The sequence below is a fragment of the Segatella copri genome (genome assembly GCF_019249765.2).
Lineage (GTDB): Bacteria > Bacteroidota > Bacteroidia > Bacteroidales > Bacteroidaceae > Prevotella > Prevotella copri_K.
Genome location: NZ_CP152484.1, coordinates 1,961,431 through 1,973,735 on the forward strand (window position 1 = coordinate 1,961,431; position 12,305 = coordinate 1,973,735).

9 protein-coding genes are annotated in these 12,305 nt (G+C 44.2%); 5 read left to right on the forward strand and 4 right to left on the reverse strand.

Annotated elements, in window-relative coordinates:
• Window positions 1-95: 95 nt before the first annotated feature.
• A complete protein-coding gene (mobV, locus tag KUA46_RS08655) occupies window positions 96-1,442 on the forward strand; it encodes a MobV family relaxase (protein WP_117727909.1) in 1,347 nt (448 codons plus the stop codon).
• 486 nt (window positions 1,443-1,928) lie between these two features.
• Here the strand turns inward: mobV and KUA46_RS08660 are convergent, their stop codons facing one another.
• Window positions 1,929-3,140: a hypothetical protein gene (locus KUA46_RS08660; RefSeq protein ID WP_117727910.1), complete on the reverse strand. Its 1,212-nt coding sequence runs from the start codon at window positions 3,138-3,140 to the stop codon at window positions 1,929-1,931.
• A 234-nt stretch (window positions 3,141-3,374) separates the two neighbouring features.
• Entirely contained in the window at window positions 3,375-4,850 is a 1,476-nt protein-coding gene (tnpC, locus tag KUA46_RS08665) for an IS66 family transposase (RefSeq protein WP_434725783.1), read from the reverse strand.
• Between the two features lie 474 nt (window positions 4,851-5,324).
• On the opposite strand from tnpC, the gene KUA46_RS08670 reads away from it, so the two are divergent.
• Together KUA46_RS08670 and KUA46_RS08675 are read left to right on the forward strand one after the other, a co-directional pair.
• Entirely contained in the window at window positions 5,325-5,918 is a 594-nt protein-coding gene (locus tag KUA46_RS08670; protein ID WP_022328649.1) for a C39 family peptidase, read from the forward strand.
• A 10-nt stretch (window positions 5,919-5,928) separates the two neighbouring features.
• Entirely contained in the window at window positions 5,929-6,312 is a 384-nt protein-coding gene (locus KUA46_RS08675) for a hypothetical protein (RefSeq protein ID WP_106812876.1), read from the forward strand.
• A gap of 568 nt (window positions 6,313-6,880) precedes the next feature.
• Here KUA46_RS08675 and KUA46_RS08680 read toward each other — a convergent pair.
• Window positions 6,881-8,743, reverse strand: a complete 1,863-nt coding sequence (locus tag KUA46_RS08680; protein WP_218486920.1) for an SLC13 family permease — start codon at window positions 8,741-8,743, stop codon at window positions 6,881-6,883.
• Between the two features lie 33 nt (window positions 8,744-8,776).
• On the reverse strand, window positions 8,777-9,652 hold the full coding sequence (locus KUA46_RS08685; RefSeq protein ID WP_218486919.1) for a helix-turn-helix domain-containing protein: 876 nt from the start codon (window positions 9,650-9,652) through the stop codon (window positions 8,777-8,779).
• 201 nt (window positions 9,653-9,853) lie between these two features.
• Here KUA46_RS08685 and KUA46_RS08690 point away from each other — a divergent pair, with 201 nt between their 5' ends.
• Both KUA46_RS08690 and KUA46_RS08695 read left to right on the forward strand, forming a co-directional pair.
• Window positions 9,854-11,164, forward strand: a complete 1,311-nt coding sequence (locus KUA46_RS08690; RefSeq protein ID WP_256625021.1) for a TolC family protein — start codon at window positions 9,854-9,856, stop codon at window positions 11,162-11,164.
• Between the two features lie 92 nt (window positions 11,165-11,256).
• Window positions 11,257-12,297 carry an HlyD family secretion protein gene (locus tag KUA46_RS08695; RefSeq protein ID WP_117691661.1) on the forward strand — a complete coding sequence of 347 codons (1,041 nt, stop codon included), beginning with the start codon at window positions 11,257-11,259 and terminating at the stop codon, window positions 12,295-12,297.
• Window positions 12,298-12,305: the final 8 nt, after the last annotated feature.

Sequence of the window (12,305 nt, forward strand, 5' to 3'; positions counted from 1 at the left end):
ATTGAGCAAAGGGGCATCCCCTTTTGAAACCCCGTAAGCCATGCGCAGGACGCAATGTGGCAAGCGGATTTGTACAACTCTAAAACAAGTTTATTATGGGACATTTCAGTTTGGATTTCAAGAAGGCAAAGGGCAGTTCTGACGCAAGGGAATCAGACCACATAGAACGCAAGGTGATTCCCGACAACGCAGACCCAACGAGAACGCATCTCAACCGTGAACTGGTCAAGATGCCGAGTGGTGTGTACGGTCGTGACGAAGCCATCTCCCACCGCATCAAGACTGCAGGCATCAAGCGAAAGATTACCAACGACCAGGTTAGGGTGATAAGAACAGTTCTTTCGGGAACACATGAGGACATGATGAACATCGCAGAAAAAGGACAGCTTGACGATTGGTGCAACGACAGTTTGAAATGGTTGCAGGACACATTCGGCAAGGAAAATGTCGTGTCAGTTGTTCTCCACATGGACGAGCATACGCCACACCTCCACGCCTCCATCGTTCCGATAGTGACAGGCGAACGGAGAAAAGCCAAGGACAAACCTATGGGAGAGGGCAAGCGGACATATCGTAAGAAAGCCAATGTCGTAAGGCTGTGTGCAGATGATGTGCTCAACCGTGACAAGATGGTCGGCTATCACGACAGCTATGCGGAAGCCATGGGCAAGTATGGATTGAAACGAGGTGTCCGTGGATCGGATGCGAGGCATACCACTACGGCACAGTATTACCGCAACATCAAGCGAGAGACGGAGAGACTTCAAAACTGCATGAAGCTGCTGCAATCCGATGTGGAGGAAGCGGAGCGACTGCTCAAACAGACCAAGAGTGAAATCAACACGGAGAAGCTACAGGCAGCCAAGACGGAAGCCAAGACAGCCTTTGTGTCGAAGATTGGTTCTCTTTTGGGCAGTGGAAAATTGAAGGAGGTGGAGCAACACAACCGAAAGTTGTGCGAGCTTGTGACAGACCGAGAGCAATACATAGCTGAACTCCATGAGAAAATACAGCGAATAGAGGACAGCCACGGCAAACAACTTGACGAGATGCAGCGGAAGCACCAATCGGAGGTTGCGAATTTGGAGAGCAAGCACACCACAGAGGTAACGATGCTCAACAACATCATCCGCAGAGCCAAACGTTGGTTCCCGATGTTGGAGGCACGCTTGCAAATGGAAGACCTGTGCAGGAAGATAGGATTCACAGTCGAGCAAATCGGAGTGCTTCTGACCGGAAAGGCACTCAACTTTAGCGGTTCACTCTATTCCGAGGAACACAGAAGAAAGTTCAATGTGGAGAATGCGGAAATCAAGGTGTTTTCTGATTCTACCAAGCCGAACCAACTGTTTTTGTATATCAATAGACAGCCTATTATAGAATGGTTCAAGGAGCAATGGAATATCTCAAAAGATAGAAGAAATCATCATTTTCGATTATAATCAGATTTGTATCTTATGGCAAGGAGCAAGGAACAAATGCGCAAGGTTCTTCTCAAATTTTAGTACAAAATCTTTCTCTAATTAATGATAAGAACCATTTGATAGTCTCCAGAACTCCATTTTATGTATAGCGGTAAATGTCTCCCAAAACCTATATACATAAATGTAATAAAATTTAAGAAGAGCCAACGCAGCAAAATATATTTGTCTGCATGGGTATTTAGTACACACTACCTAAAACATTGAGAATGAGTGTATCTTGCAATAAATAGTGCAGCTATTTCATAAAAACCACTAAAAGTCTTAGGTATCACTTGTAACACTTCTGTTGAAAATCAACCAGTTTGATATTCTATGTGAAGTTTTTGTAAGCTCTAAACGCCTATACAGATATATTTGAATGTTTTTTATCCAGCAATCGTCCCTACGTATGCGTGATTTAAATTTAAACCTGTTGGCGAGTAAGAAATCGTCAACAGGTTTATATCATTTGTTCAGCAATGTAAAATCTATAGCTTGTACAAATCTATAATGTTCTTGAGTATTTGTATCTTCAAAAGAAAAAAGTTGATTTTTTATAATTTGCTCTAAATTAAAAATTTCCTTTTCTGTAATATCAGGTGCAAAAGTCAGAGAAAAACTGACTTCTTCTATTTTTCCACTTTGACCATCAAATACAGTTAAGCAAATGATTTTTTCATTTCTTTCGGCTAGATACTTTATACGTTCTTTTGAGAATACTTGTCTGACTATAGAATCTACAGGGATACATTTGTTGATTTTTAAAGTACTAGATACAGCAATATTGGCAAAAGAGATTTTGTTTTGTGCATTTTTGATAATGTTCTCTTTTACTATAAATGTTTTTCCTTTATATTTGAAACTTTGGGGTAAGATTGTACTGTTTTTTGAACTAGCCAAAGCGATACTTTTTGTATTTTTGCCAAAATTATTCCCTATAATATCTATAAGTTTTGCTACAAGCACATTGCTCATAACGTAATCTTTGTAAGGAGAAGGAGAACTTTCCTTGAAGTCCTGAGCAAATTGCCACCAAGAAATATTGTTATAACCAGATTCTACTGCGGTAAAATTTGGAAATGAAGATGTTGGATTAAATGAATACACCCAATTGATATATGAATTGTAATACTTATTGCCAGAACCAACTAACTGTGTTCCATAAGGCGCATGAATAACATCTTGAATGAATTTTGATTCGAACTCTATATTTAGCATGGCAGTTTTTTCATATGTGCCAATTCCTCCAAAATACACATTATCTTGGTTCATATGTATGAACTCTTCTGGATAAGTTGTGTTATTTATAGCATTGCTTGTTAAAAATGACAGGATTTTTGTACTATGGTCATAGGCAGCAGGATTCCCATTCATGCCTTTAGATGTAATATTTACATCTGAAAAATTGTATTTTTTATCTTTTGCATAATTATGTAGCCACTTAATAACAGGATAGTCGTTACAGCAATTTGTTATTACTGAGTTTAATTTGGTTGTGGAAGCCGATGGTAATGACACCTTTTTAGCAATCTGATAGATGTTGTAGTTTCCGGTGTAAATAGACAAAGCACGATTTTGCTGAGTCTCAAAATCATGAGCGAGAAAGCTGTCATCATTAGTGCAACTGAGTAATGATGAACAGAATGACACTATAAGAAAAAAATATAAATGTTTCATAACTATTGAAAATTAAATGTTTATTTTGCAAAGATAGAGTAAAAATGTTATCATTGTACTTTAATCCTATAAAATTTAACGTAAATTATACGCAAAACAAAAAATGCTCTTCTTTCGAAAAACTTAACCATTAAACATACTTTGCATCCAAATAATTACAAGACAAGAGAAGTAGTTGTGTATAAAAACAAACAAAGTAACTACTCAGCACCCCTATGGGCATGAGTAATCGTCTTACTGTTGTACTACAGCAAGAATTGCATTGAATTTAGAATTTCCGTTCTTCATAGCAGTTTCAGCAATGGAGTGCAACTTGGCAAAATCATCGGCACCGCTGTCTGTTCGGAAGCAACCGCTGACTTTCTGCTTTATCTTGATTTTCCTAACTCCCCGCTCACTGGCATTGTTCTCGTAAGGCACACTTGGATTGGAGAGAAAGGTAAATAGGTAGTCTTTGACTTTAAGGATACCCCTCTTGAATTTCTCAAACTCGTTATCTAAATGCGTGAGGCTTTCACCCAAGAGGTTCTTCATCTTTGTCTTCAGTACCTTTATCTTTCTAGAGGTAATGTTGTCCTCTCTTCTGAGATTTATAGAGTGTTCTATCAGATGGATGAATCTCCGTGACCAGTTCTGGTTTGGATCCAGTTCGTTCAGATACTCTGCATTCCTAAGAAGATGAGCCAGGCAGACCTGATGGTCCTTAACATTCATCTTGAAGTAGCTCTGATGTCTGTCAGTCACAAGTGTCGAATAGGGAAGTCCCTTTGGAAACCTGGAATCTATGGCCTTCTGACCTCGCGATTCTGACTGGAACACGTATGTAAGCAGGTCGTTCTGGAATATCCAGTTCCAATGCAGATGCTTTCCTACCGTAGCACCAGTTTCATCGGCTCCTACGACAGACGCTGTTTCCAGCCTCTTGCGTATTTCCTCATATGCACAGTCTGCCTTGCCGCTATTCTCTTTGAGTATGTTCTGCACTGTACCCTCACTTATATTCTGGCCGGACAGGTCGGATATAAGTTCTGCAATCCTTTTGAACGGAATACACTGCACTACATTAAGGTATGTCACCAGTGCACGGAGGTTGTCACCATACTTGATACGACAGTTGGGAGCTTCGCAGTTGTTTACGCAACCGCATTCACAGACCTTCTCGTAATACTGTTCCTCGCAGGTCTCTACGACCACCTTGATATCAACAATTTGTGTCTTACGGATCTTCTGGCATGGTATATCAATCAAGAGCCGACCACAGCATTTACAATAGACTGGTTCGTGCTTTACAATTACGTCTGGTTCTGCTATAGTCTGCAGTGTGTGACCCTTGTGGCCAGGCTGTCCACCGCTCGGCTTTCCGCTTGGCTTGCGAAGAGACTTTGTCCTGCGCAGCTCACGGGAAGCGATACTTTCTTGGGATGGAGGGATACTGCTGTTACTGCTGTTTTTCTCGGGCTTTCCTGGTGTACTTGATGTATCGTCATCAGCTCCCTCGAGTTCCTTGATGCGCTCTTTAGCAACGGCAAGTTCTGCCTTTGTGGAAGCAAGTTCTGTCTTTAGATTATGTATCTCCACGTCCTTCTGGTTAATGACACGGTTGAGGCGTCCGATCTCCTCAGTCTTCTCGGAGTCGGACTTCTCAAGTTTGCGCAGACGCTGGTTTATCTGGCGCAAAACAACATCTATGTCAGTACAGTCGCTTGCCATTTTTTTGGTGCAAAGATAAGCATTTTTCTCCACATGGCAAAATCACGATTTACATCCATTAACGCAGACTTTTGACTTACGGGGAATGCAAAAACGCATCTCCTGGCAGATAATCTGTTGAAAGGCGATAATAGACAAAGGAGACATGTTGGAGGCATCATCGGAAAAGAACTCGTTAAATGAACTGTTTTAAACAGCCTACGTCCTCATCGACTCAATCATTAAAAAGTTTGTAATGATGAAGAAAATAAGCAAAATCAAGTTTATGCTTTATTAACGAGAAGTTTTCTATAGGGGTGCTGAGTAGTTACCAAACAAAGATAGATTGTTAAAAAAGATAAATAATTTTAATTTTTCAACACTTAAAATATTTTTTTTGTAAATTTGCAAAAAATATAGAATCTTGTAGGTTTAAAAATGGTTGCTACAAGTGCAAGAATTGAATGACGAAACCATTTGGAAAGGAAAATGTATATGAAGATAAAACATTTGTTATTTTTTATTCCTGTGACTTTTTTGGTCGCATGTGAAGGGACTGATTTAATCGAGCCAGACAATGTGTCGAAAGAACAGATTTCCACTCAAATAATTTATAACCCGACAAAATATTCAAAACAAAAAGGTGATGTCTTTGTCAAAAGTAGTTTGCCAACAACAATGGCAAAGCAAATACCTAATGCCTGCGTAACATCAATTATGGAGTATGCAAACAATAAAGTTTTTGGTGGAACAGTAAATGAGGGAGCGTATATTCTATATTATACACAAACATATAATTCAAATCCTTTGATTGATGGTGTTTCTTTGGATTATATCGAGCCTTTTGTAACACATTTCTTTAAAACTCAAACATTTACAAATTATAAGTCTGCAATAGATGCCAAGCATCCCGTCATGACTGATGTAAATAGCCAAATAGAAAGCTCTGCCCATAATGTGTTATGTGTAGGATATAACTCCAATACGGGTGCTGCTATTTATATGGACCCTGAGCTTGCTTGTATGTACTCAGTTAATGCTGGGTATTTTTTACAAGATTATAATATAGTATTAACAGGTATAAAGTAATTAAATAAATATGAAGTTAATTTTTAAATATTTTTTTATTTCTCTATTGTTCCTAAATGGGCAATTAGTTCATGCACAATCATTTAAAATCGACAGCTTAAAAGGTAAAAAATGGGAGTTGCAATTGCCAAAAGGAAAGTCTTATACTTCGAATCTTATATTCAAAGATACGACATACACAACTAGTTTCTCCTTTAATGGACAGACTCATACTATAGAGAAGCCATACTTAATACAGCAGGAAAACGTAGAAACATTTTATGTTATTTTTCCATCAGAAGGAAAGGGTACAAAAACTTTCCCTGTTAAGTTTAAAGTTTTAGAATTTACCGACAAGTTGCTAAAATTGCAAAATACAACAACAAATGTTGTAAATACGTATTTCGCAAAATAAACAACTAGTAGATTGTAAAGTCTAAAAGTTTAGTAAGGCACGTGTGATATTTCATCAATCATCAGTATGTGACGAACGACGTTTTACTCAACTTTTAGACTTTACAGACTACTAGTAAGACCGTGCTTTTTGCAACATATTACTCTGTTTGATATTTTTTGTTTAATAAAATTCTTAGATTCATTATTTTTTTGTATTTTTGCAGCCGAAAAGAGTTGTTAGGCAGCAAACGTATGCAGATTGCAGAATTTAGAACTGTTGCTAAATCATTACCTCTGTTGAGGTGAAAAACTCATAAATAGTTCATTTTTAGCTATTCGGCTGATTTTAGCGTAATTTTTTAGGAAAATGTTCCGCTATCGCACAGCATCGCACGCTATCGCACAACTGACAAAACGGGATTTCGTATCTTTGCATCGTGATTCAGAAAGCGCGCAAAATTACTTGCCCAGTTGGAGAAAAAAATCTCCCTAATTGGGAAAATAAAAAGGCCTGATTTAACCCGATAAAAAAAGAACCCCCAATGCGGGAAAAACATCGGGGGCTTTTATCTTGATATCAAAAATCCTTAGTAAGGAAACAGGAGCGGAAGAACGAAGGTCATCACAACGCCGATGATAATCTGCAACGGCAAACCTACCTTCACGTAATCCATAAACGTATAGCCACCCGCCTTCATCACCAGCGCATTAGGAGGCGTGGAGAACGGAGAGGCAAAGCACATGCTGGCGCCCAACGTAACCGCAAAAAGGAAGGAATAAGGACTCACACCTACCTGCCGGGCCGCCACCAGGGCAATAGGAGCCATCAGCACAGCCGTGGCAGTATTGCTGATAAACATCGTCATCAGAGAAGTGGTGAAGTAGATACCTGCCAAGAGAGCCGTAGGTCCCATCGAACCCAAACTCTCTACCAGCCCCTGAGAAACCAAGGCAGAAGCACCCGTCTTCTCAAGCGCCGTAGACATCGGCATCATGGCGGCTATCAGCACGATACTCTCCCAGTTGATGGTCTTGTAAGCCGCCTCCACATTCCGGAAACATCCGGCAAAGACGGTCAGCAGTCCGGCGATGATGACCGCCGTGACCGGAGCCACAGGAATGAAATCGAACACCATCATCGCAATCATCAGCAGCATGATGGCAGCCGCCACAGGCGCCTTATAATCCAAGAGCACCTTGTCGGCAGTCTTCTCTGGCTGGTCGATAACCACCCAGTTGCTCGTATCGGTAGCCAGATGAGCCAGATTGGTCCATTCGCCCTGCACCAGGAGCATATCGCCCACATGCAGTTTGGCGGCTATCAGATTGTCGGTAATATATTCATCGCCACGCTTTACGCCCAGCACGTTGATGCCGAAACGCTTGCGCAGGTTGGCATCGCCTATGCGCAGACCGGCAAAATTAGACGTAGGCATCACCACGATTTCGGTCAGTCCCAGATCGTAGAAATCAATCTTCACATCCTTCATCTTCCTGAGGCCGTAATCGCTGGCAAAGCGTTTCATCTTCTCCTCCTCACCTATTATATATAAGGTATCGTGAACCTGAATGGTGCTGCTGCTCTTCGCCATGTTCTGGCTCACATCCTTCACCAGTCCCAGTCGTGATTTCTTCTCGTTTCTTATCTCGATGATACTCACGCCATATTTCTTCTGGATACTCAGATCCTTCAGGGTTTTGCCCACGATATCCATCTGCTCGCCATTCTCGTCGAGGGCAGCAGAAGGGCGGCGGCTAGGCACGATGTAGCGATGCAGATTATCGAGCAGCTGATATTCGTCTACCAGGTCATCAAGCGATTTGCCCTGCTTCTTTTTCTTACCGTTCTGCTTTTTGCTGAGGAAGATTTTGCTGAGCGGCATGAGCACGATGATGCCGATGGCGATGACGATGATGCCCACAGGGAAGAAGCTAAAGAAGGCAAGCGGCTGATAACCGCCCTCGGTCAATACTTCATCGATAACCAGGTTGGGTGGCGTACCGATGAGGGTGAGCATTCCGCCCAGACTTCCGGCAAAGGCGAGCGGCATGAGGAAACGCGACGACTGCATGCCCGAGCCCGCAGCTATGCTCATGATGATAGGCATCATGAGGGCCACCGTTCCGGTATTGCTCACGAAGGCGCCGATAAAGGAGGTAACGAGCATTACGAGCAGGAAGGTAATGGTTTCGTTGCCGCGCGAGAGCGCCATGAGCTTATTGCCCGTAAGCTTGGCAAGTCCGGTCTGCATGATAGCTCCACCCACCACGAAGAGTCCTATCATCATGATGACGATGGGCGAAGAGAAGCCCGCCAGCGCCTCGGCAGGCGTCAGGATACCCAGAACCAGGAGTGCAGCCAGGGCGGTAAGCGCCACGATGTCGGCCCTCACCCTGCCCCAGATGAACAGGGCTACCGTAATAACCAATATGATAAGTGTTGTTGTCATGTTTTGAAAATTTTTATGTTATAATTACTGTATTCATTCTCTCACCTGCTGCGGCGTCATTCCGGTATGTTTCTTGAAATAGCGGCAGAAGAAGCTGGCATCAGCAAAATGATATTCCCATGCCATCTCCTTGATGCTCTGGGCGGAGCGCTTGAGCTGCATCTTCAGCTGGAGCACCACATACTGGTCGATGATGATTTTGGGTGTATGACCCGTTACCTGTCTCACGATATTCGAAAGATACTTGGAGGTGATGTTCATCTGCTCGGCATAATAGTTGACATCTCTCGACTTCTTGTAATCGCGTTCCATGAGCATCATGAAGCGGTTGAAGAGTTCCCTCACCCTGTAAGATTTCACCTCGTCGGGGCAGTTCTGCGGATTGCGTTGCAGATATTCGTGGAACCCTATGAAGAAGGCCTTGAGCTGATAGAGTACCAACTGCGAGATACAGGTACAGTCATGCTGCTCGAAATAGAGTCTGAGGAGGGCAAACATGCTGTCGATGATATGGGTAACCACGGGCGAATCCTGCCGGCATCTGTCCTCGCGCAAGGCAGAATAAACCGTCTGTTCCAGCTGCAGACTGGCTTCGCGCAGCAGAGATGGATTATATTTCAGCATCTCCACTTCGAAGGTCGAAGCATTCATGGCGGCACAGGCATCTCCCTCGCAGGAAGCAGAAGGCTCCACCTTCTTCACCTCTACCACATCATTCGGAAACAGGGTGATGACGGCTCCCTCATAGAGATCCCAATCCTTATAATTCACATTCATCACGGCCCTGCCCTTGCGGCAAAGGAGAATGGCTCCATAGGTCAATACCTGAGGCCCCTCCTGCCACTCGCTCAAATCGGAGCAGAAAAGACTGGCCTCCTGATAACTGTTCAGTTCTGATAATTCTACCATAAATACCTTTTATTCGCTTTTTGTGTGCAAATATACGGAAATAATGTGAGAAAAAAGAACTTTTGTTCCGAAAAAATCCATGCGGCACGAAAAATTTAAAACGGATATTCGCCAAAATCGCCGTACCTTTGCACCCGAATTCATGAGATAACAGAATTTTTAAAGAATAATAAAAAACAGATTTTTTGAATGATAAAGAAAATGATGATTGCAGGCCTTCTCATCTGGGGAGGCTCTCTATGGGCTGTGGCTCAAACCAGGATGACCATCGCCCAACTCTTCGAGAGAATCGAAGAAAACAGCAAGTCGCTACGAACCTCGAAATCGGGCGTAGAAGCTGCCAGCATCGGTATCGAATCGGCTAAAAGCAAGAAACTGCCCGACCTCGATGCATCCCTCTCCTTCAGTTACATCGGAAACGCCCTGATGACCGACCGCGACTTCAGTAACGCCCAAGGTTTGAAATCGCCCCACTTCGGCAATAATTTCGCCTTCCAGGCACAGCAGGTGGTTTATGCTGGTGGCGCCATCAACGCAGGCATCCGCCTCGCCGAACTGGGCAAGCAGCAGGCAGAGGTGGGCGTGAAACTCACCCGTCAGCAGGCTCGCTTCATCGCCCTGGGACAGTATCTGGACCTCTACAAGATAGACAACCGTATCAAGGTATATGAAAAAAACATCGAGCTCACCCGCCAGCTTATCGCCGACATCAAGGCGAAACAAACCCAGGGAATGGCGCTCAAGAACGACATCACCCGATACGAACTGCAGATGGAGAGCCTGAAACTGGGACTCACTTCGCTACGCAACAACCGCAGTATCCTGAACCACCAGCTCCTGAATACGCTCGGCATGAACCAGGAAGATAAAGGGGAACAGGAGATGCTGATTATTCCGGACGCTACGATTGCAGACAAGGCTTACGCCAAGGATGGCGAAGCTTACTGGCAGACGGCAAGCACGATGAATTCGCCCCTGCTGGAACAGAGCAGCAACGCCATCAGAATAGCGGAACAGAAGGAGAAGATTGCCAAGAGCGACCTGCTGCCGAAAGTGGCTCTGGTGGCTGCCGAGAATTTTGACGGACCTATCCTCTTCGAGTTGCCGCCGATAGACAAGAATCTGAACGTATGGTATGTGGGCGTAGGCGTGAAATACAGCCTCAGTTCGCTCTTCAAGAGCAACAAGCGCATCAGACAGGCTGCCGTAGAAACCCGACAGGCAAAAGAAAGCCATGCCCTGCAGGCTGAACAGCTGAACAATAGCGTACAGGCTGCCTACGTGCAATATCAGCAAACCTACGTAGAACTGGAAACGCAACGCAAGAGCGTAGAACTGGCGCAGCAGAACTACGAGGTGATGAATGCCCGCTATCTCAGTCAGCTGGCGCTGGTAACCGACATGGTGGATGCATCGAACCTGAAGCTCAACGCCGAACTGAGCGAGGTAGATGCCCGCATCAACATCGTATACGCTTATTACCGCATGAAATACGTAGTGGGAGAAATTTAGAAAGTGAAGAGTGAAGAACGAAGAAACAAGGTTCGGCGTCCGAAGGGAAAGCCAATTCATCTGCTCTTTTTCAAACAATAAAACAAATATAAATTATGAATAAGAAGATTATCAAGAGAATATATAATGTAGTTATCATCCTCTGTTTTATAGGAGCCATCGGCTGGTGTTTCAGCCATTTTTATCATGGTAGCGACGTGGTTTATACCGATGATGCCCAGGTGAATCGCCACATTACGCCTATCAACACGCGCGTATCAGGATTTATCAAGGAAATCCGTTTCTCCGACTATCAGCACGTGAAGAAGGGCGATACACTCGTCATTATCGAAGATTCAGAATTCCGCCTGCATGTGGCTCAGGCAGAGGCTGGTCTGCGCGGTTCTAAGGCAGGTTCTTCGGTTGTATCAGCCAGCATGGGAACCACCACTACCAACGTGCAGACGGCTTCGGCAGGTATCGAAGAGGCACGTGTAGACATGATGAACGCCAAGCAGGATTTTGACCGTTTTGCAGCCCTGATGAAGAAGGATGCGGTAACCCGCCAGCAATATGATAATGCCTACGCCCGCTATCTGGGAGCCAAGGCTCGTTATGAGCAGGCAAGCAGCCGGAAGGCAAGTGCCGCCTCGGTCCGCAACGTACAGACCCAGCAGTTGGGCGGTTCGCGTGCCGGCGAGAGTGTGGCAGAGGCTCAGCTCAATCTGGCCCGTCTGAACCTTTCTTATACCGTAATCGTGGCTACCTGCGACGGCGTAATGGGCAGAAAAGATATCCACGAGGGGCAGCTGGTTCAGCCAGGACAGATGTTGGCACGTATCGTGGATGACAACGATGTATGGGTAGTAGCCAACTATCGTGAAACCCAGATGGACGGCATCCAGGTGGGCAAGGCGGTAGATTTTACAGCCGATGCCATTCCGGGTGTAGTATTCCACGGCAAGGTAGAGGCACTCTCAGCAGCTGCCGGCAACGCCTACTCCATGATTCCGGTAGATAATGCCACCGGCAACTTCGTAAAGGTAGAACAACGCGTACCGGTTCGCATCGCCCTCACCCGCGATAACGACCCTAAACAGGTAGCTCTGCTCCGTGCCGGACTGAACGTAGAAACCAAGGTTCGCCTCAAATAGAATGTTCT